The organism is Streptomyces sp. NPDC049837 (genome assembly GCF_040674455.1).
Classification (GTDB): Bacteria; Actinomycetota; Actinomycetes; order Streptomycetales; family Streptomycetaceae; genus Streptomyces.
This window is the reverse complement of record NZ_JBFAMP010000006.1, coordinates 1-25,071: the sequence shown is the minus strand read 5'-3', so window position 1 is coordinate 25,071 and position 25,071 is coordinate 1. Positions and strand designations below refer to the sequence as shown.

Here is a 25,071-nt window from a genome sequence, read left to right as displayed (position 1 = left end):
TCACCACTAGCGTGACCCGCGTACGTCTCCATCGTCCCCGTGACGGCGAAGGGAAGATCCATGCGGGTCGGAGTACTGACCGGAGGCGGCGACTGCCCCGGTCTCAACGCGGTCATCCGCGCCATCGTCCGCAAGGGCGTCCAGGAGTACGGCTACGCCTTCACCGGCTTCCGCGACGGCTGGCGCGGGCCCCTGGAGGGCGACACCGTACGCCTCGACATCCAGGCCGTGCGCGGCATCCTGCCGCGCGGCGGCACCATCCTCGGCTCCTCGCGCACCAACCCCCTCACGGCGGCGGACGGTGTCCGCCGCATCAAGGACACCCTCGCCAAGCACGACGTGGCAGCGCTGATCACGATCGGCGGCGAGGACACGCTGGGCGTCGCCGCCCGCCTGAGCGGCGAGTACGGCATCCCCTGCGTCGGCGTACCGAAGACCATCGACAACGACCTGTCCGCCACCGACTACACCTTCGGCTTCGACACGGCCGTCGGGATCGCGACGGAGGCCATCGACCGTCTCCACACCACCGCCGAGTCCCACATGCGCGTGCTGGTGGTGGAGGTGATGGGCCGTCACGCCGGCTGGATCGCCCTGCACTCAGGCCTGGCCGGCGGCGCCAACGTGATCCTCATCCCCGAGCAGCGCTTCGACGTGGAGCAGGTCTGCTCCTGGGTCACCTCCCGCTTCCGGGCGTCGTACGCGCCGATCGTCGTCGTCGCCGAGGGCGCCATGCCCAAGGACGGCGACATGGTCCTCAAGGACCGGACGCTGGACTCCTTCGGCCACGTCCGGCTCTCGGGGGTCGGCGAGTGGCTCGCCAAGGAGATCGAGAAACGGACCGGGAAGGAGGCCCGCACCACCGTCCTCGGCCACGTCCAGCGAGGCGGCACACCGAGCGCCTTCGACCGCTGGCTGGCCACCCGGTTCGGGCTGCACGCCATCGACGCCGTCCGGGACGGCGACTTCGGCACCATGGTCGCCCTGCGCGGCACGGACATCGTCCGCGTACCGATCGGCGAGGCGACCGCGAAGCTGAAGACGGTGAACCCCGAGCTGTACGCCGAGGTCGGCGTCTTCTTCGGCTGACGGGCCCGGCGCGGGGGCGGACCTCGGACGATGTGATGCCGCCCGGCAGCGGCCCTCACCTCCGGCTGACGTCCAGCGCCCGCACGAGGTCCCGCACGACCGACGCGCCCCGCAGCGTCAGCACCGACTCCGGATGGAACTGGACGCCCGCGAAGCCCGGCCCGCGCAGCGCGTGCACCTCGTCGGTCACCGGGTCACGGCTCACCTCCACGCCGTGCGCCGCCAGCTCGGCCGCCGCCTCCCGGTCGCACCGGGCGGTGAAGCTGTTGTAGAACCCGACCGTCTCCTCCGTACCGAACAGGTCGATCCGCACCTGGGCGCCCTGGAAGGGCACCGCCTTGCGCACGATGTCCAGGCCCAGCTCGGCGGCGATCAGCTCATGGCCGAGGCACACGCCCAGCAGCCCGTGCCGATGGCCGCGCACGAGTTCGGCGGCCAGCGCCCGCAGGGAGCGCATCTTCGGGTCGGCCAGGTCGCCGGGGTCGCCCGGCCCGGGCCCCAGCACCACCGGGCCCTCGTGCGCGAGCGCCGCCTCCCGCAGACCCGGCTCGTCGAACCGGCGGACCGTGACCTCCAGGCCCGAGGAGCGCAGCAGGTGCGCGAGCATCGCGGTGAACGTGTCCTCCCCGTCCACCACCAGGGCGTGCCCGGCCGGCTCGGCGCTCAGCTCCTGCATCCGCAGCCAGAACGGCGCCAGGTCCGCCCGCCGCGCGTCCAGGGCCGCCCGGACACGCGGATCATCCGCGAGCCGGGGCCGTACGGACTCCTCGCGCGGCCGCCCGGGGCGCACCCCCAGCGCCGCCAGCACGCCCGCCGCCTTGGCGTGCGTCTCGGCGACCTCGCCCGCCGGGTCCGAGTGCCGCACCAGCGTGGCGCCGACCGCCACGCGCAGCTCGCCGTCGGCCGCGATGTCGGCGGTACGGATCAGGATCGGCGAGTCCAGGGTCTGCGCCCCGCCCGCGTCCGTACCGAGCAGCGCCAGCGCCCCCGCGTAGTAGCCGCGCCCGCCCGCCTCATGGCGCTCGATGACCCGGCAGGCGTTCTGCACCGGCGACCCGGTGACCGTCGCCGCGAACATCGTCTCGCGCAGCACGTCCCGCACGTCCAGCGACGAGCGGCCGCGCAGCTCGTACTCGGTGTGCGCGAGGTGCGCCATCTCCTTCAGCCGCGGCCCGATCACCACGCCGCCCATGTCGCCGACCGTGCACATCATCTTCAGCTCCTCGTCCACGACCATGGAGAGCTCCTCGGTCTCCTTGCGGTCGGCGAGGAAGGAGAGCAGGTCGTCGGCGGTGGGCCCGGCGGCCGGGTAGCGGTACGTCCCGCTGATCGGGTTCATGACGACCGTGCCGCCCGACATCCGCACGTGCACCTCGGGGCTGGCCCCGACCAGGGTGCGCTCCCCGGTGTGTACGACGAAGGTCCAGTACGCGCCCCGCTCGCCGGCCAGCAGCCGCCGGAACAGCGCCAGCGCGTCCCGCCGCCCGAACCCGGGGATACGGCCCCGGTACGTGCGGCGGATGACGAAGTTCGCCCCCTCGCCTCGCCCGATCTCGTCCTCGATCACCCGGCGGACCGTCCGCGCGTACTCCTCGTCGGACACGTCGAAGGCACCCGCCTCGACGTTCACGTCGTGCGCGGGCAACTGCTCCAGGGCGGTGGCGAGCGGAAGCTCGTACGCCTCGTCGGCGACCAGCACGGACAGCGGCGTGCCGTCGTCCCGCACGTCGAAGCCCCGCTCCCGCAGTTGCCGGAACGGCACCAGGGCGAGGGCGGGCCGGTCCCCGACGGGGATGTCCGCGAGGTGCTCCGCCTCGTGCACGGCACCGATCAGCACCTCGACGGTGTCGTGATCACGGCCCGGGGTGCGGCGCCGCAGCAGGGCGAAGGGCGGGCAGGAGCCGTCGAGCAGCCGGCTGAGATCCATGTGATGCGTTCCTTCCGGGTGGAGAGGAACGGCCCGCCGAAACGGAAGAAGGCCGCCCCTCGGGCGGCCTTCGCGTGTGTCGGTGTACGCGCAGTCAGTGGGCCGCCGGATGAGCGGTCCACCACCAGTTCTGGGTCGAAAGCGCGAACATGGGCCGCACCCTACCGCACGGAGCCGGGAGAGCCTTCAAGATTCGTTGTCTCATCAGGTGAGCGCCTAAATGGACGAATGGGAAGACCCCGTAAGGTTGTGCACGTGACCGTGAACGCTAAGTCCACCGCAACCGGTGGCAACACCTGGCGAGACCTTCCCGCGGCGCAGCAGCCCGAGTACCCCGATGCCGAGGCTCTGCGCGATGTGATCGCGGACCTCGAGTCGTATCCGCCGCTCGTCTTCGCGGGCGAGTGCGATCTGCTGCGCGCCCGGATGGGAGCCGTCGCCAGGGGCGAGGCGTTCCTGCTCCAGGGCGGCGACTGCGCCGAGGCCTTCGACGCCGTGTCGGCCGACCACATCCGTAACAAGCTCAAGACCCTGCTCCAGATGGGCGCCGTGCTGACGTACGCCGCCTCCGTGCCCGTCGTGAAGGTGGGCCGGATCGCGGGTCAGTACTCCAAGCCGCGCTCCAAGCCGACCGAGACCCGCGACGGGGTGACGCTGCCGACGTACCGGGGCGACTCCGTCAACGGCTTCGAGTTCACCGAGGAGGCCCGGGTCCCGGACCCGGAGCGGCTGAAGCGCATGTACCAGGCGTCCGCCTCGACGCTGAACCTGGTGCGCGCGTTCACCACCGGTGGTTACGCCGACCTGCGCCAGGTGCACGCCTGGAACCAGGACTTCGTGAAGTCCTCGCCGTCGGGCCAGCGCTACGAGCAGCTCGCGCGCGAGATCGACAACGCGCTGAACTTCATGAAGGCCTGTGGCACCGACCCGGCCGAGTTCCGCACGGTGGAGTTCTACGCCTCCCACGAGGCGCTGCTGCTGGACTACGAGTCGGCGCTGACCCGCGTCGACTCCCGGACCGGGCAGCTCTACGACACCTCGGGCCACATGGTGTGGATCGGCGAGCGCACCCGCCAGCTCGACGGGGCGCACATCGAGTTCGCGTCGAAGATCCGTAACCCGATCGGCATCAAGCTGGGCCCGACGACCACGGTCGACGAGGCGCTGACGTACATCGACCGTCTCGACCCGGAGCGGGAGCCGGGCCGGCTGACCTTCATCGTCCGCATGGGCGCCGACAAGGTCCGCGACAAGCTCCCCGAACTGGTCGAGAAGGTCACCGCGTCCGGTGCCACCGTGGCCTGGGTGACCGACCCGATGCACGGCAACACCTTCGAGGCGGCCTCCGGCCACAAGACGCGCCGTTTCGACGACGTGCTCGACGAGGTCAAGGGCTTCTTCGAGGTCCACAAGGAGCTGGGTACGCACCCGGGCGGCATCCACGTGGAGCTGACCGGTGACGACGTCACCGAGTGCGTGGGCGGCGGCGACGAGATCTTCGTCGACGACCTGCACCAGCGCTACGAGACGGCCTGCGACCCGCGGCTCAACCGCAGCCAGTCGCTGGACCTGGCGTTCCTGGTCGCGGAGATGTACCGCGACCAGTGATCTTGGCCGAAAGTGGCCTTGACGTGCCGATGGGGCGCGGATCCATGTGATCCGCGCCCCATCGCCGTTTGCCGGACTTTTGCACGCCGTGGGCTGCGGGTAAGGTTAGGTTAGCCTCACCGATCAAGGGCGGGGTCTCCAGCCACAGATCCCGTCGAGCCCCGCAGGGAGGTGAACCGCGTGTACGTCTGCTCGTGCTTCGGTGTCACCGAGAAGCAGGTCAAGGAACACGCGGACGCCGGTGCCTGCACCCCTCGCCAGATAGCGTCGGCCTGCAAGGCCGGCACGGACTGCGGCTCCTGCGTACGCCGCATACAGGCGATCCTCGGCCGGGGGAACTGCCCCCGGCGCGAGCTGGTGGACCAGGGGAAGCCCGCGCTCGTGGCCGACGGAGCCGTGGACGCCGTCGTCGAGCTCCCCGAAGCCGCTTAGGCTCCGCGGGACGCCGTCGGGCCCGCGCGGCCTAGCTGTCCGGCTGCTCGATGAGCTGGGCGAGGTAGAGCGCCTCACCGAGCTTGTTGACGAGGTCGAGCTGTGTGTCGAGGTAGTCGATGTGGTGCTCCTCGTCCGCCAGGATCGACTCGAAGATGTTCGCCGACGTGATGTCGCCCTTGCTGCGCATGACCTCGATGCCCCGCCTGAGCCGGTCGATCGCCTCGACCTCGACCTGCCGGTCCGCCTGGAACATCTCCGTCACGGTCTGGCCGATGCGGACGTGGAAGAGCCGCTGGTAGTTCGGCAGGCCTTCGAGGAAGAGGATCCGGTCGGTCAGCACCTCGGCGTGCTTCATCTCGTCGAACGACTCCGCACGGGTGTATTTGGCGAGCTTCGTCCACCCGAAGTTCTCCTGCATCTTCGCGTGCAGGAAGTACTGGTTGATCGCCGTGAGCTCGGCGGTGAGCTGCTCGTTGAGGAACTCGATGACCTCGGGGTCGCCCTGCATCGCAGAGGCTCCTTCCGCGCGTGTGAACGGGTCAGATGCCGCGCATCCTCGCACCGCTGATCCAGGGCCGTCCAGTAAGTGCACGCTTAGTAGGAGTTGCCCGAATCGGCCTCGTCGCTGGTCATGACCACCCCTCCCGGTCTGTCACCATTGAGACATGGGTCAGCCAGGGAGCGGGGAACACCGGGCAGCAGGGGAGTCCGAGCTTCCACCGGGACAGCGGCTTCAGCGCGGCTGGCCGGTCACCCACTACGGGCCGGTCCCCAAGTTCAAGCCGGACCGCTGGGAGTTCAGGGTCTTCGGCGCCACGGCGGGCGGCGACAAGCGCACCTGGAACCACGAGGAGTTCTCGGCGCTGCCCTTCTCGACGGTGGTGGCCGACCTGCACTGCGTCACGAAGTACAGCATGCTGGGGGCCGAATGGGGTGGGGTCCCCGCCCGTACGATCCTCGAACTCGCGCCGCCGGCCGCCGCTGTCACGCATGTGATGGTGTGGGCGGAGTACGGATTCAGCGCGAACATGCGGCTCTCCGACTTCGCTTCGGACCGAACGATTTTCGCCACCCACAAGGACGGTGAGCTGCTCACCGCCGAGCACGGGTTCCCGCTGCGGCTCATCGTGCCGCACCTGTACGCCTGGAAGGGGCCCAAGTGGGTCCGGGGCGTGGAGTACATGACCGCCGATCGCCGCGGCTTCTGGGAGGAGCGCGGCTATCACAACATCGGCGACCCGTGGACGGAGCAGCGGTACTCGTACCAGGAGGAGCCGGGGGACGGCCCGGAGCTCTGATATACCCCCTGGCGGTACTGGGTGCTCAGTGGTATTGGTGCACCACCGCGTGGCCCTTGCCACGGCCGATCATCCACTTGTTGACGGGCGTGGTGACGACGAAGGCGGCGAAGAGGGCGAAGGCGAGGACGCCCCAGAAGAACCCGTCGGTGAGGTGCGCGTCCATCGCGCCGGGCCACAGGGCCAGTACGCCGTTGTCGATCAGCTCCATGACGGCGATGGACAGCGTGTCGGCGGCCAGGGCCACCCGGAAGGCGGTCCTGAAGTCCACGCCGGCCTTCAGGATGCCGCGCAGGGTGAGCGCGTAACCGAAGAAGAAGGCCAGGGCGATGGCGAGGGCCATCGTGGGCACGGTGCTCCAGCCCAGGGCCGTGCCGATGACCATGCCCAGGACCTCGCCGATGGCGCAGCCGGTGAGGCAGTGGAGGGTGGCCTGGGCGGCCATGGACCAGCTCACCCTGCCGGTGCCGTGCTGGTGCTCATGGTGCCGGTGGTCGTGGTGCTGATGCTGCCGCTCGTGCTGCTCGTGCCGCTCGTGCTGCTCGTGCTGCTCGTGGTGCCTGTGGTGCTCGTGCTCGCCGTGCTGGGTGTGAGTTCCGTGCTGCATGAGAGCCCCCAGGGTCATGTGGCGGTAGCGGTTCCTGCCGACAGCAAGAACCGTATACCCCCCGGGGGTATTCCTCAACCGTCCCGCAGCTTCTTCAGGCGCTCGATGTCCGCGGCGTGTCCCTCCTTGCCGCCGGGAGTCTCGATGACCAGCGGAACGCCGTCGGTGGCCGGGTGGCGCATCAGCTCACGGAACGGGTCCTCACCGATGTGACCCGCGCCGATGTTCGCGTGACGGTCCTTGTGCGCGCCCACCACGTCCTTGGAGTCGTTGGCGTGGATCAGCTTCAGCCGGCCCTCGCCGACCGTGTCGACCAGCAGGTCCAGGGTCTGGCGTACGCCGTGCTCGCCGGTCAGGTCGTGCCCGGCCGCGAAGATGTGGCAGGTGTCCAGGCAGATGCCCAGTCTGGGGTGGGCATCGAGCGCCTCGAAGTACGGGCCGAAGTCCCAGGTGCGGGAGCAGAGCGAGGCGCCCTGACCGGCCGTCGACTCCAGCAGCAGGAACGGGTCGTCGTCGTGGTCGAGCTCGTCCAGCAGCGGCAGCATGTGCGTGCGTACCTGCGCCAGGGCCTCCTGCCGGGGGCGGCCGCCGGTCGCCGAACCGGTGTGCACGACCACGCCGAGCGCGCCGATGTCCCGGGCGCGGCGCAGCGAGTGGCGGAGGGAGGCCACGGAGAACTCGACGGTCGCCTCGGTGTGGGAGCCGAAGTTGATCAGGTAGGGGGCGTGGACGTACGCGGGTATGCCGCCGGCGGCGCACTCCTCGCGGAACAGCTCGTCCTGGACCGGATTTCCGGCGGGCGTGGCCCAGCCGCGCGGGTTGGCGACGAAGACCTGGACGGTCTCGGCGCCGATCTCGCGGGCGTAGGTGAGTCCGGTCTTCGCGAGGCCGCCGGCCACGGGAACATGGCCGCCGACGGGGTTCCTCATGTGCTTCTACAGTCCCTTGGTCTTGATGGTGATGGTGCTGCCCTCGGGCGCCTGCTCGCCGCCGCTGACGGACTGGCTGTCGACGGTGTCCCCGAGGAAGGGGAAGCTCTTCTCGACCTTCACCGTGAAGCCGGCGCCTTCCAGCTCCCGCTTGGCGTCGTCGACGCTCTTCCCGGTGACGTCGGGGACGTCGGCCATGCGCGGGCCCTTGGAGACGGTGAGGGTGATCGTGTCGCCCTTGGCCGCCTGCTTGCCCTGGGCGAGGGACTGGGCGGCCACGCTGCCCGCCGCCTCGGTGGAGTGGACGCGCGCGGGGGCGACCTTCACGGTGAGCCCGGCATCCTCCAGCGTCCGGGTGGCGTCCTCCACGGTCTCCCCGGTGACGTCCGGGACGTCGACGGGGGCACCCTTGCTGACGACCAGGGCGACCGCCGAGTCGGGATTGCGCTCGGCGCCGGCCTCCGGGTCGGAGCTGATCACCGTCCCCTGCTCGAACTCCTGGCTGAACGCCCGGGTGATGACGCCCGGTGCCAGACCGGCCTTGGTGAGCTCCCGCTTGGCGTCGGCGACCGCCAGGCCCTTGAGGTTCGGCACCTTCACGATCCTGGGGCCGCGCGAGACGGTGAGGGTCACCGAGCCATTGCCGCGGATGCGCTCGCCCGGTGCGGGGTCGGCGGCCATGACGGTGCCCCGCTTGTAGGCGTTGCTGTAGTCCCGCTTGACGTCCTTGACGTCCAGTCCGGCGTCGGCGAGCCGCTTCTCGGCCTCCGCCTGGGTCTGGCCGAGCACGGTGGGGACCCGGGTGAACTGCCCCGAGTTGATGTACCAGACACCCGCGCCCACACCGAGGACCAGCAGGACGGCGACGACGGCGGCGAGCACGCCACGACGGGCGTTGCCGAAGGGGGCGCGGGCGGGGTGGTGGCGCTCCGGCTCGGGCCCTGGCTGCGGGGGCATGGCGAGCCGGCTGGTGCGCTGGACGCCGTCCTGCTCGCCGGGCAGGGCCCGCGCGATCACGCTGGTGGGGTCCTCGGAGCCGCCGGCCTCACCGTCGCCGTCGCCCTCGGTACGGGCCTGGGGCGGGATCAGGTCGAGCTGGTCGTCGCCGAGCGCGGCGCGGGCCTCGCGGGTCTGCGCGAGGAGCGCCACCGCGTCGTGCGGGCGCACCTCGGGGTTGCGGGCGGTGGCGCTCGCCACCAGCTCGTCCAGCTCGACCGAGAGGCCGGGCACGGCGGCGGAGGGCGGCGGGACGTCCGCGTTCAGATGCTGGTAGAGGACCTGGGCGGGCGTGTCGCCCGCGTGCGGCTTGGCACCGGTCAGCATCTCGTAGAGGACGACACCGCACGCGTACACGTCCGCGCGCGTGTCGGCGGTGCCGTGCTCGATCTGCTCGGGCGCCAGGTACGACACGGTGCCGAGGACGGAGCCGGTGGTGTTGGTGGCGGCGCCGACGGCCCGGACGAGCCCGAAGTCGGCGACCTTGACCCGGCCGTCGTCCCCTATCAGGACGTTCTCGGGCTTCATGTCCCGGTGGACGAACCCGGCCCGGTGCGCGGCCCCCAGCGCGGCGAGCACCGGCTCCAGGATGTCGAGCGCCGCCCGGGGCTGGAGCGCGCCGCGCTCGCGCAGCACGTCGCGGAGGGTGCACCCGGCGACGTACTCCATCGCCAGGTAGACGTACGCCCCGTCGGCGCCCTGGTCGAAGACGCCGACCACATTGGGGTGCGAGAGGCGCGCCACGGACTTGGCCTCGCGGATGAACCGCTCCACGAACGTCGCGTCGGTCGCGAGGGCGGGATGCATCACCTTGAGGGCGAGCACCCGGTCGAGCCGGGTGTCGACGGCCCGGTAGACGGTGGCCATGCCACCGACGGCGATGCGCGCGTCGACCCGGTAGCGGCCGTCGAGGAGCTGGCCGACGAGGGGGTCGTGCAGGGTCGTATCCACCCGCCCGAGTCTACGAGCCCCCACCGACACCCCCACCGCCCCGTACCTGCAACGGCCTGGACTGAAGCCGACCTGTGACACCCACCGCCGCCGGGCGCGGCCGCGGCTCCCGCGACACCGGCCGCGCCCGGCCCGGTGCGGCCCTAGAACGCAGGCCGCTCCGGGTCCAGGGCCGCGCGGCCCTCGACCGGTGATGAGGCCTCGGCGAAGTGCCGGCGGGGGATGCGCCCGGCTCGGTGGGCCAGGCGGCCCGCCTCGACGGCGTGCCGCATCGCCTCCGCCATGAGGACCGGCTCCTGGGCCCGGGTCACCGCCGACGCGAGCATCACGGCCGCGCAGCCCAGCTCCATGGCCAGCGCCGCGTCGGACGCCGTACCGGCGCCGGCGTCGAGGATCACCGGCACGCGCGCGTGCTCCACGATGAGCTGGAAGTTGTGCGGGTTGCGGATGCCGAGCCCCGACCCGATGGGCGAGCCCAGCGGCATGATGGCCGCGCAGCCCACGTCCTCCAGCTTGCGCGCCAGCACCGGGTCGTCGTTCGTGTACGGCAGGACCGTGAAGCCGTCGTCGACCAGCGTCTCGGCCGCGTCGAGCAGCTCGATCGGGTCGGGCAGCAGGGTCCGCTCGTCCGCGACGACCTCCAGCTTGATCCACTCCGTACCGAGCGCCTCCCGCGCGAGGCGGGCCGTCAGCACGGCCTCGCCCGCCGTGAAGCAGCCCGCCGTGTTCGGCAGGACGCGGATGCCGAGCTTGTCGAGGACGGACAGGACCGAGCCCTGCACGGTCGGGTCGAGGCGGCGCATCGCCACGGTCGTCAGCTCCGTGCCGCTGGCCGCCAGGGAGCGTTCCAGTACGTCGAGGCTGGGCGCCCCGCCCGTACCCATGATCAGCCGGGAGTCGAACGTGGTCCCGGCGATGGTCAGACGGTCGTCGGCCATGGGTCAGCCCCCCTGGACCGCGGTGAGGACCTCGACCCGGTCACCGTCGCCGAGCAGCGTCCCCGGCCACTGGCTGCGCGGTACGACGGTCTCGTTGACGGCGGCGGCGACCCCGGACGGCGCGGTGGTGAGGGTGGCGACCAGGGCGTCGAGGGTGGTGGGGCCGGCGAGCTGTCGCGCCTCGCCGTTCACGGAGACGTTCATGACACTCCTACGGTGATGGTGGAGGTGGCGGGGGAGGCCGCGGGGAAGGTGGCGGGCGAGGCGGCGGGGGAGAAGCGGGCCGGGGCGAAGGCGCGGGCCTCCTCCGGGAGCTCCCCGGTGGTCAGCACGGTGGCCATCACGTCCCCGGTGACGGGGGTCAGCAGCACCCCGTTGCGGTAGTGCCCCGTCGCCAGGTGCAGACCGGGCAGTGCGGTCGGCCCCAGCAGCGGCGCGTTGTCCGGGGAGCCGGGCCGCAGGCCCGCGCGGGTCTCGGTCAGGGGCAGCTCCGTGATGCCGGGCACCAGCTCGTGCGCGTCGCGCAGCAGCTCGTACACCCCGCCCGCCGTGACCGTGGTGTCCCAGCCGAGCTCCTCGCTCGTCGCGCCGACCACGAGCTCGCCGTTCTCGCGCGGCACCAGGTACACATGGCTGCCGCGCACGGCCGCCCGGACCGTACGGCTCAGGAACGGCGCGTACGCGGAAGGCACGGACAGCCGCAGTACCTGCCCCTTGACGGGCCGTACCGGCGGCAGCACCTCGTCCGGTACGCCGCCGAGCCGGCCGCTCAGGCTGCCGGCGGCCAGCACCACCTGGTCGGCGGCCCGCTCGGTGCCGTCGCTCAGCAGCACCCCCGCCGCCCGGTCCCGCAGGACCACCAGCCGCTCCGCCCAGGCGCGGTGGACCACCACGCCCGCCCGCTCGCAGGCGGCCAGCAGGGCGGCGGCCAGTCGTCGCGGGTCGACCTGGTGGTCGCCGTCCACCCGCAGTCCGCCGCGCACACCGGGCGCCAGCATGGGCTCCAGGCGGCGGCATTCGCGGCCGGTCAGCCACTCCGAGTCCAGGCCCGAGCGCTGCTGGAGCGCGTGCAGCTCCCGCAGGTGGGCACGGTCGTCGGCGTCCAGCGCGACGGCGAGCGTGCCGCACGCGCGGTAGCCGACGTCCACGCCGCCGGCGGCCTGCCGGAGTTCGGTGACGAAGTCGGGGTAGCGGCGCGCCGACTCCAGATTGAGCCCGAGGAGCGTCTCCTCGCCGTAGTGGAGCTCGGTGACCGCGGCGAGCATGCCCGCCGCGACCTGCGCGGCCCCGCCGCCCGGCCCCGGGTCGACCACGGCGACCCGCAGGCCGCGCTGCGCCGCCCGCCAGGCCGTGACCAGGCCGATGATTCCGCCCCCGATGACGAGGACGTCTGACGTACGTGGATGCATGGGCGTCCAGCCCCTCCCTTCGCCGGCATGACCCGGATCAGGTTCGTACGGTCGGAGGCCGTCCCAGCCTCCCTCTCAGCCCGGTACGTCCGGGCTCCCGCGAGTGCTCTACGGTGGCCAGACTAACCCCACCCCGCAACTGGCTGTAAGGGAGCTTCACCGTGGCGCGGTCGCTCGACGGGCTCGTCCTCTCCCCGGTGGTGGACCAGGCTCCCGGTCAGGTCGGTACGGCGACCCGGTTCACGTACCACGAGGACGACGGGTGCGTCTGGGCCGAGTACGCGGGCGGGGACGTGGTGCGCGGCCACCTCGTCGGGACGCGTGAGGGAGATCGTCTCGACTTTCGGTATGTCCAGCTCAAGCGCGACGGCCGGACGGCGTCGGGTCACTGCGTCTCCACGGTCGTGGAACTGGACGACGGGCGCGTTCGGCTGGAGGAGAGCTGGGAATGGGAGTCCCAGGAGGGCAGCGGTACCAGCGTGGTGGAGGAGCTTCCGTCTTCCGTCCTTTCCTCCCGGTCTCTTCTTGACGATGTGTCAGGTGCATAAGGTGGACGGGTGAACGAGCGGATGGAAGCAGAGCGGCGCGTCGTCATCGTCGGCGCCGGGATGGCGGGTGTGCAGACGGCCGTGGCGCTGCGCGAGCAGGGCTTCACCGGGCCCGTGCTGCTGATCGGCGCGGAGCCCCACCAGCCTTACGACCGGCCCCCGTTGTCCAAGGCGGTGCTCCTGGGCACGGCGGAGGGATCGGCCTTCGACGTGGACTTCGAGTCGCTCGGCATCGAACTGCGCCTGGGCGTCGAGGTCACCGCCCTGCGCCCGGACGCGCACGAGGTGGACACCGAGGCCGGGCCGGTCCCGTACGACGTCCTCGTCGTCGCCACCGGCGCCCAGCCCATCGCGCTGCCCGGCTCCGAGGGCGTCCGCGGGGTCCACCTGCTGCGCACCCTGGACGACGCCGAGCGGCTGCGCCCGGTCCTGACCGAGAAGCACGACGTGGTGGTCGTCGGCGCCGGCTGGATCGGCGCCGAGTTCACGACGGCCGCCCGGGAGGCGGGCTGCGCGGTCACCGTCGTCGAGGCCGCCGACCGGCCGCTCGCCGGCTCGCTGCCCGCCGAGGTCGCCGCCCCGATGGCCGAGTGGTACGAGGAGAGCGGCGCCAAACTCCTGACGCACGCGCGCGTGGCGCACCTCGAACCGGGCGAGGTCGCCCTGGAGGACGGGCGTCTGCTGCCCGCCGGGGCCGTGGTCGTCGGCATCGGCGCCCGGCCCGCCACCGGGTGGCTGGCCGGCTCGGGCATCGCGCTCGGTCCCGAGGGCGCGATCACCGCCGACGACCACCTGCGCACGGCCGCGCCCGACGTGTACGCCGTGGGCGACTGCGCGTCCTTCCCCTCCGCCCGCTACGGCGAGCGGCTGATGGTGCACCACTGGGACAACGCCCTCCAGGGCCCGCGCACGGTGGCCGCCGACATCGTCGGCGAGGCCCCGCGGGCGTACGACCCGGTGCCGTACTTCTGGTCCGAGCAGTTCGGGCGGTTCGTGCAGTACGCCGGTCATCACCCGGCCGCCGACACGATGGTGTGGCGGGGCGACCCGGCCGGTGCCGCCTGGTCGGTGGCGTGGCTGCGCCAGGACGTCCTGGTCGCGCTGCTGGCCGTCGGCCGCCCCCGCGACCTGGCCCAGGGGCGCAAGCTCATCGAGGCCGGCACGCCGCTCGACCCGGGGCTCGTCGCCGATCCCTCCGTACCGCTGAAGTCGGCCGCTCGGGCGTAGCGGGGGCCGGTCCGGCGTAGCCCGGCTACCGACTGTCAGTGCGGGATGGCACGCTAGTGCCGTGACCGAGATTGACGCAAAGATCGATGCTCTCGTCCCCGCCTGGCTCCACCTGCCCGACATCGCGGAAATGCTCGATGTCGAGGTGACGCGCGTGCGGCAGTTGGTCAAGGAGGGCCAGCTCATCGCCGTGCGCCGGGGTGAGAACCGGACGCTCCAGGTCCCTGCCGCCTTCATCAAGGACGGCAAGGTGGTCAAGGGTCTCGCCGGGACCCTGACGCTCCTGAAGGACGACGGCTTCACCGACGAAGAGATGCTCGAGTGGCTCTTCACCCCCGACCCGAGCCTGCCGGGCACGCCCGCGCAGGCGCTCAGCGAGAATCGCGGCACGGAGGTGAAGCGCCGCGCCCAGGCGCTCGCCGTCTGACGTCCTGGTAAGCACCGCGACGTCCTGGCAAGCGCCCGGCGACGTCCTGGTAGGCGCCCGGCGGCCGACGCCGGGCGGAACACCGACACCAGGCGGTGTACGGGCCGGGAAGCCCCTGGCCCGTACACCGCCGCACCAACCGGGGGGAACACCTCATGTCCACCGCACGCGCCGCCCAGCTCGCCGACGCCCGGCTCTACCTCTGCACGGACGCCCGCAAGCGCCAGGGCGACCTGCCCGAGTTCCTCGACGCCGTGCTGGCCTCGGGTGTGGACATCGTGCAGTTGCGTGACAAGGGCATGGAGGCGGGCGAGGAGCTGGAGCACCTGGCCGTGTTCGCCGACGCCTGCCGCCGGCACGGCAAGCTGCTGGCGGTGAACGACCGGGCGGACGTCGCGCACGCCATCGGCGCCGACGTGCTGCACCTGGGCCAGGGCGACCTGCCCGTTCCGGCCGCCCGCGCCATCCTGGGCGACGAGGTGCTGGTGGGCCGCTCCACGCACGCGGAGGCCGAGGTGGACGCGGCGGTCGCCGAGCCGGGCGTCGACTACTTCTGCACGGGCCCGTGCTGGCCGACGCCCACCAAGCCGGGGCGGTACGCGCCGGGGCTCGGCCTCGTGCGGTACGCGGCGTCGCTGGACCAGGACCGCCCGTGGTTCGCGATCGGCGGCATCGACGCGGGCAACCTGGACGAGGTGCTGGACGCCGGCGCCCGCCGGATCGTCGTCGTCCGGGCGATCACCGAGGCGGACGACCCGGCGGCGGCCACGGCGGCGCTGGCCAAGCGGGTCCGCGAGCGCACGGCGTAGCGGGCGCTCCGCGCGGGTGCCCCGCCCCGGTCACCCTGTCCACGATTGTCCAAGGGGTGGACAACAACCCGGCAAAAGCGACAAATTACCCTGCTCTGGTTGGGTGACGCCCGACCCGTGGCTAACCTGCCCGTATGGCCCTTGGCACACCTTCCACCAGGACAGATCGCGCGCGAACGGTGCGCGATCTGCTCGCGACCGGCAAAACGTCGTACTCCTTCGAGTTCTGGGCGCCCAAGACGGAGAAGGGCGAACGGAACCTCTGGAACGCGCTGCGCCGCGTCGAAGCCGTGGCTCCGAGCTTCGTCTCCGTGACGTACGGAGCCGGCGGCTCCACCAGGGCAGGGACGGTCAAGGCCACCCAGGAGATCGCCGCCGACACCACGCTCACCCCCGTCGCGCACCTCACCGCCGTCAACCACACGATCGCCGAGCTGCGCAACATGATCGGCCAGTACGCCGACGCCGACATCCGCAACATCCTCGCCGTCCGGGGCGACCCGCCCGGCGACCCGATGGGCGAGTGGGTCCCGCACCCCCAGGGCGTGCGGTACGCCGCCGACCTCGTCCGGCTGATCAAGGAGTCCGGCGACTTCTGCGTCGGCGTCGCGGCCTTCCCCGAGATGCACCCGCGCTCCGCCGACTGGGACAGCGACATCCGGCACTTCGTGGACAAGTGCCGTGCGGGCGCGGACTACGCGATCACCCAGATGTTCTTCTTCCCCGAGGACTATCTGCGGCTGCGCGACCGGGTCGCGGCCAAGGGCTGCGAGACCCCGATCATCCCCGAGATCATGCCCGTCACCAGCGTCAAGCAGATCGAACGGTTCGCTCAGCTCAGCAACGCCCACTTCCCGCCCGAGCTGAAAGAGCGGATCCTCGCCGTCAAGGACGATCCGGCCGCTGTACGCTCCATTGGCATCGAGTTCGCGACGGAGTTCTGCGCACGGCTGCTCTCCGAGGGTGTCCCCGGATTGCACTTCATCACGCTCAACAACTCCACGGCGACGCTCGAGATCTACGAGAATCTCGGACTGCACGAGCAGTCCTGACCGGCCGTACCCGCCACGTCCCGGGGCGGGGGGCCGTACGAGAGGGGCGGGCATGGGCTGGACGGTCCTCTACATCGCGTTCGGCGTCGTCGCGTTGTGGCTGCTCGGTGAAGTGCTCCTGCAGTACAAGGCCCGGCTGCGCTGGCGGCTGCTCGCCTTCGCCGGGTTCCTGGGCGTGGTCCTCGGCGTGCTGCTGCCCTCCGTCCCCGTGATCGCCGCGGGCGCCATCGCCTTCGCGATCGGCCAGACGTACGTGACGCTCTCCTTCCGGCGCGGCTTCTCGACCGGGTGGGCGCTCGGGGGCCGCCCCGGGGCCAGCCGCCGCCGCAAGTCCGGGGCCACGGGCGGCGCCGCCGCCGGTCCGACCCTGGAGGTCTCGAACCTGGCATACGAGCAGCAGGAGCAGGACCTGGAGCAGGACCAGTACCGGGATCAGGAGCCGACGGCCGCCGAGACCACGGCGGTCTACGCACCGGAGCCGCTGCCGGACGAGACCGGCCAGTACGGGGTCTACGGCGCCGTGCCCGGCTACGCCCCCGCCGACCAGACCGCCTCGTACGACCAGGGTTACGGCACCTACGCTGCCCCGGCGTACGACCAGCAGGGCGGCTACGCCACGGCCACCTACGACTACGGAACCACGGACCAGCAGGGGTACGCCGCCTACTCCGACCCGTACGCCGGCACCACCCCGTACGACAACGGCTACGGCGGCCAGCAGCAGTACGCCGACCCCTACGCCCCCCAGTACGGCATGGAGACCCCGCCCGGCGGCGTCTGGGTGCCGCAGCAGCGCGACGGGGACCAGCAGCCCCCGGAGCAGCCGCCGTACGGCTACGACCCGGGCCAGGCCCAGGGCGACCCGTACCGCTACTGAAGCGTCCGTGGTTGAGCGCCCCGGAGGCTACTGAGAGCCCCGGAAGCCCGCACCCTCCACGATCAGCCCGGCCACCAGGGCGCCCGACATCCCGGCGTGGGCCAGCCCGCCGCCCGGGTGCGCCCACCCCCCGGCGAAGTACAGCCCGCCCAGCGGCGCCGGGTTCGCGGCGGGCAGCAGCGAACCGCGCGCGCCGGCCAGTGCCGGACCCGGCACCTGGTACGCGCCCGTCTCGTGGAACGTGTCGGCCGGGGTACGCACCACCCGCCACAGCAGCCGCTCCCGCAGGCCGGGCACGGCGGCCGCCGCGGCCTCGACCATCCGGTCGGCGAACGCCTCCACGGCAGACGCCTCGGCCGACCCCTCGGCCGTGCCCCAGAGGTTGTCCGACGCCCACACCCCGCCCGCCGGGACCGTCGCGGTGACCGTCACCGACTCGTGGTCCCCGTCCGGGCGCAGCCGTTCGTCGTCGGGGCGCAGCACCACGACCGTGGGCCGGTCGCACAGCCGCCCCCGTGCGAGGGCGTCCAGCTCGTCCTCCCGGTCGGCGGAGTGCACCACCGTCCGGTGGACGGCGTCCGCCTCCCGGGCGCCGCGCAGCGCCAGGCACACGGTGACCCGCCCCGTCCGCACCCCCTGCTGGTGGCGCGGCCACTCGTCCGTGCTCTCCCACTCCAGGACCTGGTCCCGGTAGAGCGCGAGCAGCGGCGCGCCCGCGACGAGGTGATCCGCCTCGACCACCTTCCGGTCGTCCAGCTCGACGCCGACGGCCCGGCCGTCCTTGACCAGGACGTCCGTCACCGACGTGCCGAAGACGAAGTCGACCTTCCGCTGCCGGCACCGCTCGTACACGGCGTCCGCCAGCGCCCGGATGCCGCCGCCGACGTACCAGCTTCCGAACGTCTGCTCCATGTACGGCAGCACGGCGGCGGCAGCGGGGGCGGTCGCCGGATCGAAGCCGTACGCCAGGGCGTGGCTCTCCAGCAGCGCCGCCAGCCGCGGGTCGCGCAGCTCGCGCCGGCCCACCTCGGCGAGCGTGGCCGCCGGGCGGCGCAGCAGACCGGTCCTCGGCGCCGGGTACGGGTCGCGCGCGAACGGCGTCACGTCGGCCGGCAGGGGCTCCTCCAGCAGCGGCCGCCGCGAGCGGTCCCAGGCGTCCCGGGCACGGTTCAGGAACTCGCCCCACCGTGCCCCCGCGCCCGCGCCGAGCGCCGCGTCCAGCGCGGAGACGATTCCGGCGCGCGAGGCGTTCGGCAGCGAGACCGCCGTACCGTCGGCGAAGACGTGCCGGCTCGCCGGGTCGACCTGGGTCAGCTCGACGCACCGCTCCAGCGGCTCCTTGCCGGTCTTCACGAACAGGTCCCGGTACACGGCGGGCAGGTGCAGCAGCCCCGGTCCGGTGTCGAAGGCGAAGCCGTCCCGCTCGTACCGGCCGACCGCGCCGCCGTACGTCTCCGTGCGCTCGTACACCGTCACCCGGTGGCCCGCCACGGCCAGCCGGGCCGCCGCCGCCATGGCGCCCATCCCCGCGCCGATCACCACAATCCGTGCCATGTCACGGACCCTATCCGGCGTCCGGCTGCGCATGAGCACGGACGTCTGAGTACCCGTACCTAGGGGGCGAGATGAGTAGGTACGCGGATGGGACCGGAGCGGCCCGGACGGAAGAGTGGAGACCACGGAAGGGGCGCGGAGCCGACACCGCCGACACGGGGCGGCGGTACCGGCACCGCGCACCTGACGGAACGGGGGTGCACAAAGGAGGGCCCGGGACCAACGGGGGAAACACGGTGGTCAGGGCTCTCCCACCAAGGGGGAACACGGGGGACGCACGGGGGATACGGGGGACACGGGGGAATGACGCCGGTCCGGTGAGGCTCGGGGGGATCGAGCCTCACCGGACCGGCTTTCGTCGCGTACGGGGGTCTTCCGCGTACTAGCGGCCGCTCACGCGCCCGTGCAGCAGCCGGGACAGGGCCGAGTGGACGTCGTCGATGGATCGCTCACGCTGGAACGCCTGCCAGTCCAGCGCCGCCACCAGCACCATCCCGACCAGCGCGGCGGCGGTCAGCGGGATGTCGATCTCGTCGCTCAGCTCGCCGCCGGCCACGGCTTCCCGCAGCACCGTCTCGACGACGGCGACCGCCTCCTGGCGCACCACCAGGAGGGTCGACTGCCAGGCGCGGTTGGTGCGCCACAGCTCGGCCACATAGAGCTGGGTGAAGGCCGGGTAGCGGTCGATGAACACCAGACCGGCCCGGATCATCGCGTCCAGCGCCTCGACCCTGGTCCCGCCGCGTGCCGCCGTCTCGTCGGCGGCGGCCCGCAGGGACTGGGTGAGCAGTCCGACCCCGTGCCGCAGCAGCTCTTCGAAGAGCTCGGTCTTGCTCTTGAAGTTGTAGTAGACCGTGCCCTTGGCCACCCCGGCGCGCTCCGCGATCTCGTCCACTGTCGTCGCCGAGAAGCCCTGCTCGGCGATGAGGGTCACAGCGGCCTCGTAGAGCTTGGTGCGGGTGGCCTGCCGTCTGCTGCTCTGGGTGTCCATGGCGTCGATTCTCACAGGCCCGGCGCTCACAGGCTCAGCTCCGGGTGCAGGCGGTCCAGGCTCCACACCTGCTTGCGGCGCGCGGAGAGGGCGGTCAGGGCGAGCGCCCCGGCGGTGAACGCGGCCAGCACGGCGCAGGCCTGCCAGACCGGTCCGATGCCGCCGCCCGTGATCAGCCGGCGCAGTGCCTCGACAACGTACGTCATCGGCAGGAAGGGGTGGATCGCGTTGAAGAAGCCGGGGCTGGTCTGCACCGGGTAGGTGCCGCCCGCCGACGTGAGCTGGAGCATCAGCAGGGCCAGGACGAGGATCCGTCCGGCGGCGCCGAAGCGGGCGTTCAGCCACTGGATGATCGCGGCGAAGCAGCAGGTGACCAGCAGCAGGAAGGCCACCGTCCCGGCGGGGCGGGCCATCTTCAGGCCCAGCCCGGGGGCCCAGTGCAGGACCGACATCAGGGCCGCCACCTGGAGCACGCCGATCGTGGCGACCGGGAGCCAGCCGGCCAGCGCGATGCGCCACGCGGAGGCACCGGCGGCGAGCGCGCGGCGGTTGAGCGGCTGGATCAGCATGTACGCCACCATGGCGCCCACCCACAGGGAGAGCGGGATGAAGTACGGGGCGAATCCGGTGCCGTAGTTGGGCGCCTTGTGCAGCGACTGGGAGGCGAGCTTGACCGGGTCGGCCATGACCTCGGTGCGGCGGTCGCGGGAGTCCTTGTCGTAGTCGGGGATCTTCTCGACGCCGTCGTTGAGGCCCGTGGCCAGCTCGGTGGAACCGTCGGCGAGCTTGTACAGGCCGCTGTCGAGCTCGCCGGCGCCCTTCTTGAGCCGGCCGACGCCGCTGTCGAGTTCGGTGGAGCCCGACTTGGCGGTGCTCAGGCCGGTGTGCAGGGTGTCGGCGCCCGTGGCGACCTTGTGGGCACCGGCGTTCAGCTCGTTGATCTTGCCGACGGCGTACGCGAGGTCCTCGTCGAGGTTCGGCGCCCGCTTGGCGAGGGCGTCGGCCTTCGTCTGGAGGTCCTTGAGCTGTGCGTCAAGCTTCTTCAGGTCACCGTTGCTGTCCTTGGCCAGTTCGTTGAGGTCGTCGGCGACCGTCGCCACGTCGGCGGAAGCCACCTTCGCCTTCTCCAGCTTGGGGCACGCCTTGGCGTCGGGCAGCGGGTTGTCCTCGCACTGCTCCTTGTGGATGGCGGCCAGTTCGTCGGCGGCGATGTGCGCGCCGGTCCGCAGGGTCGGCCCCCGCTTCACGATGAGGTCCAGGCTGTTGCGCATGCCCTTGGAGAGGTCGGAGACCAACCGGGCGGAGTCGCCGATCTGCTTGCCGTTGTCCTTCAGGTACGGGCGTACGTCGGCGGCCACACCGTTGACCCTGTCGGCGAGCACCTGGGTGCCGTTGGCGACCTGCCGGGCGCCGGTCTCCAGGTCGGACGCGCCCTTGTCGAGCTTCTTCAGACCGCCGGCCAGCTCGCCGCTGCCCTTCTTGGCGTCGGTGAGGCCGTCGGAGAGGTCCTTGGAGCCCTTCTTGGCCTTCGCGGCACCGTTCTTGAGCTCGTCGGCCCCCTTGGCCGCCTTCTCGGTGGCGTCGTGGAGGTCGGAGAACTTGATGAAGATCTTGTCCAGGAACGACCGGGACGACTTCGTCGACGCGGCGGTGCGGACCTCGGCGAACACGGTCCGCGAGATCTGTCCCACGATGTAGTTGTTGGCGTCGTTCGTGCGCACCTGGAGGGCGCCGGTCTCGGGCGCGGCGCCGGAGCTGGACGCGATGCGCTCGCTGAAGTCCCCGGGCATGGTGAGCGACAGGTAGTACGTGCCGTTCTCGACGCCCTCACGGGCCTCGGCGTCGCTCACCTCGTGCCACTCGAAGACCTTGCTCTCGCGCAGGTTCTTGGTGATGTCGTCGCCCGCGGTGATCTTCTTGCCGTCGGCGGTGGCGCCCCGGTCCTCGTTGACGAGCGCGACGGGCAGTTTCTCGAGCCTGCCGTACGGGTCCCAGAAGGACCACAGGTACAGCGCGCCGTACAGCAGCGGCAGCAGCAGGACCGCGACGAGCGCGGCGCGCGGCAGCTTCCCCCTGCCGAACCGCTTCAGCTCAAGCGCGGCCAGTTTCGGCGAGCGCATCGGCCGCCCCCTCCTCGGTGGTCCGAATGGTGATCGTGTCCCCGGGCGCCTCGCTGCACACGGCCAGGACGGTCGTGCCGCCGTCGGCGATGGACCGCAGCAGCGCCCAGGCCTCGGCGCGGTCGGCGTCGGAGAGCTTGAGGTCGATGTCGTCGACGGCCAGCAGACGCGGCTCGCCGATCAGGGCCAGGGCGATCGACAGGCGCAGCGCCTCCAGCCGCTCCAGGTCCCGCACGGACGTGCGGTCCTTCTTGGGCAGGGCGTCCAGGTCCAGGCCGGCGGCGTCCAGGGCGGCCCGCACGCGCGCGCGTGAGGCGGCGGCCCGCTCGGCGCGCGGGCGCAGCAGAGCGAACGGGGAGCCGTCGAACCGGCGCTGGAGCAGGGCCCGTTCGCGGAGGTGCTCGGCGACGGTCAGCGCCGGGTCGAGGTCGCTGACGCCGGGCACCGGGCCGAGGGCGCTGATCCGCCGTACGGCGGCCATCTTGCGCGGCAGTCGCAGCCCGCCGACCTCCGCGTGGCCCTCGGTCGGGCGCATCCGGCCGGTGAGGGCCAGCAGCAGGCAGGTGCGTCCGGAGCCGGACGGTCCCTCGATCGTCAGGAGCGCGCCGGGTGCGGCGTCCACGGTGACGCCGCGGAAGGCCCAGCCCCTGGGCCCCTTCAGCCCGAAGCCCTCCGCGACGACCGCCACACCGCGCGGCTGCGGGGCGTCGTCGGGGCGGGCTTCGGACTGCGGGCCGGCGTTGCCGGGCTCCGCCTTGTCGCCGGGCTCCGCCTTGTCGCCGGGCTCCGCCTCGTCGTCGTGGGGCGCGTCCTCGTTGTGGGCGGCCTCCTCGGTGTGGGCCGACTCCGTCTCTGCCCCCGCCACTGTGTCCCGCTTCTCCGGGCGTTCCAGGTCGTCGTCCTGGTGGTCCACGAGCCCCCATTTCTTTGAACTGACCAGTCAGTGCAAAAACTACTCCGAACCTTCGATCGAAGCAAAAGCCCAGGTCAGGGCCGATTGTCAGTGGTGGCCTGCACGATGGACACATACGGCCACAGCGCCGTCACACGACGACTGGAGGTTCGTCATGGCCGGTTCCCACGCGGCGGCGAGCGACGTCCACCCCGTGCTGCGTCGCGCCTCGGCGCCCCCCGCCGCCCTCGACCTGCTCGGCCAGGCCCGCGCGGGCCTGGAAGAGGCGAGCATCCTCGAAACCCCCAACGAGCGGTACGCCACCGCACACCTCGCCGCCCTCCGCACCGCGGCCGCCGTGCTCGCGGTCCGGGGCCGCCCCGAGACCACTCCGCGCAAACGCCGGCAGATACGCAGCGCCTGGGACGTGCTCCCGGAGATAGCGCCCGAGCTGACCGAGTGGAGCGCCCTGTTCGCCGCCGGGGCCTCCCGCCGGGCGCGCGCGGAGGCGGGCATACGGGGCGCGGCCAGCAGCCGCGACGCCGACGACCTGATCCGGGACGCGACCATGTTCCTGGGCCTGGTGGAGCGGCTGTTGGTGCCCGAGCCGGTACTGCCGCAGCCACGGGTCCGCAAGCGGTCGGCGGACCAGCCGGACTGAGGGACCGTGCACAGCCCGTCAGGCCATAGGGTGGGAAGCGTTCGTTAACCGTCACCTAGGAGTCAACTGCCGTGTCGGACCCGCAGCGCCCCCGCGCCTCCCTTCGTACCGCCGTGGTGTGGGACGTTCTCGAGGACGCCCTCGACCGCCGGGTCAAGGCGACCGGCAAGGACAGCCTGGACGTCCTCGACACCGGCGGCGGCAGCGGAAACTTCGCCGTGCCCGTCGCGCGGCTCGGGCACCGGGTCACCGTCGTCGACCCCAGCCCCAACGCGCTCTTCGCGCTGGAGCGCCGCGCCGCCGAGGCCGGCGTCGCCGACCGGGTACGCGGTGTCCAGGGTGACGTCCACGGCCTGTTCGACGTCGTCGAGCGCGGCGGCTACGACGTGGTGCTGTGCCACGGCGTCCTGGAGTACGTGGACGATCCCGCGGAGGGCGTGCGCAAGGCGGTGGAGGCGCTGCGGCCCTCCGGTGCGCTCAGTCTGCTGGCGGCCGGGCTCGGCGGTGCGGTCCTCGCCCGCGCGCTCGCCGGGCACTTCACCGAGGCGCGCCGCGCGCTCACCGACCCGGCCGGCCGCTGGGGCGAAGGCGACCCGGTGCCCCGGCGCTTCACGGCCGAGCAGCTCACCGAGGCCGTGGAGGCGGCCGGCGTGGAGGTCGGCGCCGTGCACGGCGTACGGGTCTTCGCCGACCTCGTGCCCGGCGTCCTCGTCGACACCGAGCCCGGCGCCCTGGACGCGCTCCTCAAGCTGGAGGCGGCCGCCGCCGAGCTGCCCGCGTTCCGGTCGGTCGCCACCCAACTGCACGTCCTGGGCGAAAAGCGCGGCTGAGCCGAGCAGTGGGCTGATCAGCGGCGCAGCAGCAGATGGAGTACGCCACAGGCCCCCCGCTCGCGTCCGTATCCCCGTATGATCGAGGGACACCATCCGGCATGACGGATCGGAGGACGGGGAATCAACGCCTCACCAGCCGAACCGGCATGGCGGCCCGATCGGTGAAATGGCACAGAGGGCGGGTTTCACGGGGGCGAATCCCTGCCTATCCTGAAAGGGCCGCATACCGGTCGCCCCCAGCGACCGACGACGAGGAGGACTCCGTGCCGCTCTCGGAGCACGAGCAGCGAATGCTCGAGCAGATGGAGCGAGCGCTGTACGCCGAAGATCCCAAGTTCGCGACAGCGCTCGAGGGAAGCGGGCTGCGTACATACACCCGGCGACGGGTCTACCAGGCTGTCGCAGGCTTCCTGGTGGGTATCGCGCTCCTCATGGCCGGAATGGTCGCGCAGCAGATCTGGATCAGCGTGGTGGGGTTCCTCGTCATGCTCGGCTGTGCGGTCCTCGCGGTCACCGGATGGCGCAAGGCGCCCAAGCCGGGCGAGCAGCAGGCCGAGGGAGGCACGGCCCACGGCCGGCACCATCCCCGGCAGCGCCGCTCGATGATGGACCGGATCGAGCAGCGGTGGCAGCGCCGCCGCGACGAGCAGGGCCACTGAACGCACCGTGACTTACGGGTGAGGGGCGACCGCTTCCAGGCGGTCGCCCCTCACCCATGTCCGCGCCACGTCGCACCCGACGACCTTCTCGGGCGTCCCGCCCCAGCCATGCCGCACGGGCAGCCGCCTACCGGCCCCGGCCTACCGGCCCCGGCCTACCGGCCCCGGCCTACCGGCCCCGGCCTACCGGCCCCGGCCTACCGGCCCCGGCCTACCGGCCCCGGCCTACCGGCC

Annotated in this window: 26 protein-coding genes and 1 riboswitch; of the genes, 13 read left to right on the top strand and 13 right to left on the bottom strand. The window is 72.2% G+C overall.

Features of this window, described 5'->3' with window-relative positions; genetic code table 11:
- Positions 1–60: 60 nt before the first annotated feature.
- A complete protein-coding gene (locus tag AB0J57_RS17820; RefSeq protein WP_366129138.1) occupies positions 61–1,089 on the top strand; it encodes a 6-phosphofructokinase in 1,029 nt (342 codons plus the stop codon).
- A gap of 55 nt (positions 1,090–1,144) precedes the next feature.
- Here the strand turns inward: AB0J57_RS17820 and AB0J57_RS17815 are convergent, their stop codons facing one another.
- Both AB0J57_RS17815 and AB0J57_RS17810 read right to left on the bottom strand, forming a co-directional pair.
- Positions 1,145–3,016, bottom strand: coding sequence for an anthranilate synthase family protein (locus AB0J57_RS17815; protein ID WP_366129137.1), 1,872 nt, complete (start codon positions 3,014–3,016; stop codon positions 1,145–1,147).
- Between the two features lie 94 nt (positions 3,017–3,110).
- The gene (locus AB0J57_RS17810) at positions 3,111–3,167 is read right to left on the bottom strand and encodes a trp operon leader peptide (RefSeq protein WP_078912442.1); all 57 of its coding nucleotides are present in this window, start codon (positions 3,165–3,167) and stop codon (positions 3,111–3,113) included.
- Positions 3,168–3,277: 110 nt separating this feature from the next.
- Between AB0J57_RS17810 and AB0J57_RS17805 the strand changes: the two genes are divergently transcribed.
- On the top strand, positions 3,278–4,624 hold the full coding sequence (locus tag AB0J57_RS17805; protein WP_366129580.1) for a class II 3-deoxy-7-phosphoheptulonate synthase: 1,347 nt from the start codon (positions 3,278–3,280) through the stop codon (positions 4,622–4,624).
- Positions 4,625–4,795: 171 nt separating this feature from the next.
- Positions 4,796–5,056 carry a (2Fe-2S)-binding protein gene (locus tag AB0J57_RS17800; RefSeq protein ID WP_366129136.1) on the top strand — a complete coding sequence of 87 codons (261 nt, stop codon included), beginning with the start codon at positions 4,796–4,798 and terminating at the stop codon, positions 5,054–5,056.
- A 31-nt stretch (positions 5,057–5,087) separates the two neighbouring features.
- Here AB0J57_RS17800 and bfr read toward each other — a convergent pair whose 3' ends face one another.
- The gene (bfr, locus tag AB0J57_RS17795; protein WP_366129135.1) at positions 5,088–5,567 is read right to left on the bottom strand and encodes a bacterioferritin; all 480 of its coding nucleotides are present in this window, start codon (positions 5,565–5,567) and stop codon (positions 5,088–5,090) included.
- Positions 5,568–5,724: 157 nt separating this feature from the next.
- On the opposite strand from bfr, the gene AB0J57_RS17790 reads away from it, so the two are divergent.
- Entirely contained in the window at positions 5,725–6,357 is a 633-nt protein-coding gene (locus tag AB0J57_RS17790; protein ID WP_366129134.1) for a sulfite oxidase-like oxidoreductase, read from the top strand.
- Positions 6,358–6,382: 25 nt separating this feature from the next.
- On the opposite strand, the gene AB0J57_RS17785 is transcribed toward AB0J57_RS17790, so the two are convergent.
- From AB0J57_RS17785 to thiO, 6 genes are all read right to left on the bottom strand, one after another.
- Positions 6,383–6,964 (bottom strand): DUF4396 domain-containing protein, encoded by a 582-nt coding sequence (locus AB0J57_RS17785; protein WP_366129133.1) that lies wholly within the window; start codon positions 6,962–6,964, stop codon positions 6,383–6,385.
- 74 nt (positions 6,965–7,038) lie between these two features.
- Positions 7,039–7,893, bottom strand: a complete 855-nt coding sequence (locus AB0J57_RS17780) for a deoxyribonuclease IV (RefSeq protein WP_366129132.1) — start codon at positions 7,891–7,893, stop codon at positions 7,039–7,041.
- A 6-nt stretch (positions 7,894–7,899) separates the two neighbouring features.
- On the bottom strand, positions 7,900–9,840 hold the full coding sequence (pknB, locus tag AB0J57_RS17775; protein WP_366129131.1) for a Stk1 family PASTA domain-containing Ser/Thr kinase: 1,941 nt from the start codon (positions 9,838–9,840) through the stop codon (positions 7,900–7,902).
- Positions 9,841–9,983: 143 nt separating this feature from the next.
- Positions 9,984–10,778, bottom strand: coding sequence for a thiazole synthase (locus AB0J57_RS17770; RefSeq protein WP_366129130.1), 795 nt, complete (start codon positions 10,776–10,778; stop codon positions 9,984–9,986).
- A gap of 3 nt (positions 10,779–10,781) precedes the next feature.
- On the bottom strand, positions 10,782–10,982 hold the full coding sequence (gene thiS / locus AB0J57_RS17765; RefSeq protein ID WP_366129129.1) for a sulfur carrier protein ThiS: 201 nt from the start codon (positions 10,980–10,982) through the stop codon (positions 10,782–10,784).
- Positions 10,979–12,187, bottom strand: a complete 1,209-nt coding sequence (gene thiO / locus AB0J57_RS17760; RefSeq protein WP_366129128.1) for a glycine oxidase ThiO — start codon at positions 12,185–12,187, stop codon at positions 10,979–10,981. The genes thiS and thiO overlap by 4 nt, the downstream gene beginning before the upstream one ends.
- Positions 12,185–12,298, bottom strand: a riboswitch (TPP riboswitch). It overlaps the preceding gene by 3 nt.
- Positions 12,299–12,348: 50 nt before the next feature.
- Between thiO and AB0J57_RS17755 the strand changes: the two genes are divergently transcribed.
- The 6 genes from AB0J57_RS17755 (at position 12,349) to AB0J57_RS17730 (ending at position 17,127) form a co-directional block, all read left to right on the top strand.
- Positions 12,349–12,735, top strand: a complete 387-nt coding sequence (locus AB0J57_RS17755) for a hypothetical protein (RefSeq protein ID WP_366129127.1) — start codon at positions 12,349–12,351, stop codon at positions 12,733–12,735.
- Between the two features lie 21 nt (positions 12,736–12,756).
- Positions 12,757–13,962 carry an FAD-dependent oxidoreductase gene (locus AB0J57_RS17750; RefSeq protein WP_366129579.1) on the top strand — a complete coding sequence of 402 codons (1,206 nt, stop codon included), beginning with the start codon at positions 12,757–12,759 and terminating at the stop codon, positions 13,960–13,962.
- A gap of 61 nt (positions 13,963–14,023) precedes the next feature.
- A complete protein-coding gene (locus tag AB0J57_RS17745) occupies positions 14,024–14,389 on the top strand; it encodes an Rv2175c family DNA-binding protein (protein ID WP_366129126.1) in 366 nt (121 codons plus the stop codon).
- A gap of 155 nt (positions 14,390–14,544) precedes the next feature.
- Positions 14,545–15,198 (top strand): thiamine phosphate synthase, encoded by a 654-nt coding sequence (thiE, locus tag AB0J57_RS17740; protein WP_366129125.1) that lies wholly within the window; start codon positions 14,545–14,547, stop codon positions 15,196–15,198.
- Between the two features lie 134 nt (positions 15,199–15,332).
- Positions 15,333–16,250, top strand: coding sequence for a methylenetetrahydrofolate reductase [NAD(P)H] (gene metF / locus AB0J57_RS17735; protein WP_366129124.1), 918 nt, complete (start codon positions 15,333–15,335; stop codon positions 16,248–16,250).
- Between the two features lie 52 nt (positions 16,251–16,302).
- Positions 16,303–17,127 carry a hypothetical protein gene (locus AB0J57_RS17730; protein ID WP_366129123.1) on the top strand — a complete coding sequence of 275 codons (825 nt, stop codon included), beginning with the start codon at positions 16,303–16,305 and terminating at the stop codon, positions 17,125–17,127.
- A 27-nt stretch (positions 17,128–17,154) separates the two neighbouring features.
- Here AB0J57_RS17730 and AB0J57_RS17725 read toward each other — a convergent pair whose 3' ends face one another.
- The 4 genes from AB0J57_RS17725 to AB0J57_RS17710 form a co-directional block, all read right to left on the bottom strand.
- Positions 17,155–18,681 (bottom strand): NAD(P)/FAD-dependent oxidoreductase, encoded by a 1,527-nt coding sequence (locus tag AB0J57_RS17725; protein ID WP_366129122.1) that lies wholly within the window; start codon positions 18,679–18,681, stop codon positions 17,155–17,157.
- Between the two features lie 382 nt (positions 18,682–19,063).
- Positions 19,064–19,672: a TetR/AcrR family transcriptional regulator gene (locus AB0J57_RS17720; protein WP_366129121.1), complete on the bottom strand. Its 609-nt coding sequence runs from the start codon at positions 19,670–19,672 to the stop codon at positions 19,064–19,066.
- Between the two features lie 26 nt (positions 19,673–19,698).
- A complete protein-coding gene (locus tag AB0J57_RS17715; RefSeq protein WP_366129120.1) occupies positions 19,699–21,792 on the bottom strand; it encodes a YhgE/Pip domain-containing protein in 2,094 nt (697 codons plus the stop codon).
- The gene (locus AB0J57_RS17710; RefSeq protein ID WP_366129578.1) at positions 21,764–22,480 is read right to left on the bottom strand and encodes an ATP-binding cassette domain-containing protein; all 717 of its coding nucleotides are present in this window, start codon (positions 22,478–22,480) and stop codon (positions 21,764–21,766) included. The genes AB0J57_RS17715 and AB0J57_RS17710 overlap by 29 nt, the downstream gene beginning before the upstream one ends.
- Positions 22,481–22,859: 379 nt before the next feature.
- Between AB0J57_RS17710 and AB0J57_RS17705 the strand changes: the two genes are divergently transcribed.
- The 3 genes from AB0J57_RS17705 to AB0J57_RS17695 all read left to right on the top strand — a co-directional run bounded on the left by AB0J57_RS17705 (position 22,860) and on the right by AB0J57_RS17695 (position 24,837).
- On the top strand, positions 22,860–23,345 hold the full coding sequence (locus AB0J57_RS17705; RefSeq protein WP_366129119.1) for an SAV_6107 family HEPN domain-containing protein: 486 nt from the start codon (positions 22,860–22,862) through the stop codon (positions 23,343–23,345).
- 71 nt (positions 23,346–23,416) lie between these two features.
- On the top strand, positions 23,417–24,175 hold the full coding sequence (locus AB0J57_RS17700) for a methyltransferase (RefSeq protein WP_366129118.1): 759 nt from the start codon (positions 23,417–23,419) through the stop codon (positions 24,173–24,175).
- Positions 24,176–24,441: 266 nt separating this feature from the next.
- Positions 24,442–24,837 carry a DUF3040 domain-containing protein gene (locus AB0J57_RS17695; RefSeq protein ID WP_366129116.1) on the top strand — a complete coding sequence of 132 codons (396 nt, stop codon included), beginning with the start codon at positions 24,442–24,444 and terminating at the stop codon, positions 24,835–24,837.
- Positions 24,838–25,071: the final 234 nt, after the last annotated feature.

Excerpts from the sequence above, each read along its gene's own strand:
- thiO (WP_366129128.1), bottom strand. The coding sequence starts at position 12,187 with ATGCATCCACGTACGTCAGACGTCCTCGTCATCGGGGGCGGAATCATC.
- thiS (WP_366129129.1), bottom strand. The coding sequence starts at position 10,982 with ATGAACGTCTCCGTGAACGGCGAGGCGCGACAGCTCGCCGGCCCCACC.
- AB0J57_RS17780 (WP_366129132.1), bottom strand. The coding sequence starts at position 7,893 with ATGAGGAACCCCGTCGGCGGCCATGTTCCCGTGGCCGGCGGCCTCGCG.
- AB0J57_RS17725 (WP_366129122.1), bottom strand. The coding sequence starts at position 18,681 with ATGGCACGGATTGTGGTGATCGGCGCGGGGATGGGCGCCATGGCGGCG.
- AB0J57_RS17715 (WP_366129120.1), bottom strand. The coding sequence starts at position 21,792 with ATGCGCTCGCCGAAACTGGCCGCGCTTGAGCTGAAGCGGTTCGGCAGG.
- thiE (WP_366129125.1), top strand. The coding sequence starts at position 14,545 with ATGTCCACCGCACGCGCCGCCCAGCTCGCCGACGCCCGGCTCTACCTC.
- AB0J57_RS17705 (WP_366129119.1), top strand. The coding sequence starts at position 22,860 with ATGGCCGGTTCCCACGCGGCGGCGAGCGACGTCCACCCCGTGCTGCGT.
- bfr (WP_366129135.1), bottom strand. The coding sequence starts at position 5,567 with ATGCAGGGCGACCCCGAGGTCATCGAGTTCCTCAACGAGCAGCTCACC.
- AB0J57_RS17770 (WP_366129130.1), bottom strand. The coding sequence starts at position 10,778 with ATGGCCGACGACCGTCTGACCATCGCCGGGACCACGTTCGACTCCCGG.
- AB0J57_RS17820 (WP_366129138.1), top strand. The coding sequence starts at position 61 with ATGCGGGTCGGAGTACTGACCGGAGGCGGCGACTGCCCCGGTCTCAAC.
- AB0J57_RS17815 (WP_366129137.1), bottom strand. The coding sequence starts at position 3,016 with ATGGATCTCAGCCGGCTGCTCGACGGCTCCTGCCCGCCCTTCGCCCTG.
- AB0J57_RS17720 (WP_366129121.1), bottom strand. The coding sequence starts at position 19,672 with ATGGACACCCAGAGCAGCAGACGGCAGGCCACCCGCACCAAGCTCTAC.
- AB0J57_RS17730 (WP_366129123.1), top strand. The coding sequence starts at position 16,303 with ATGGGCTGGACGGTCCTCTACATCGCGTTCGGCGTCGTCGCGTTGTGG.
- metF (WP_366129124.1), top strand. The coding sequence starts at position 15,333 with ATGGCCCTTGGCACACCTTCCACCAGGACAGATCGCGCGCGAACGGTG.
- AB0J57_RS17790 (WP_366129134.1), top strand. The coding sequence starts at position 5,725 with ATGGGTCAGCCAGGGAGCGGGGAACACCGGGCAGCAGGGGAGTCCGAG.
- AB0J57_RS17750 (WP_366129579.1), top strand. The coding sequence starts at position 12,757 with ATGGAAGCAGAGCGGCGCGTCGTCATCGTCGGCGCCGGGATGGCGGGT.
- AB0J57_RS17785 (WP_366129133.1), bottom strand. The coding sequence starts at position 6,964 with ATGCAGCACGGAACTCACACCCAGCACGGCGAGCACGAGCACCACAGG.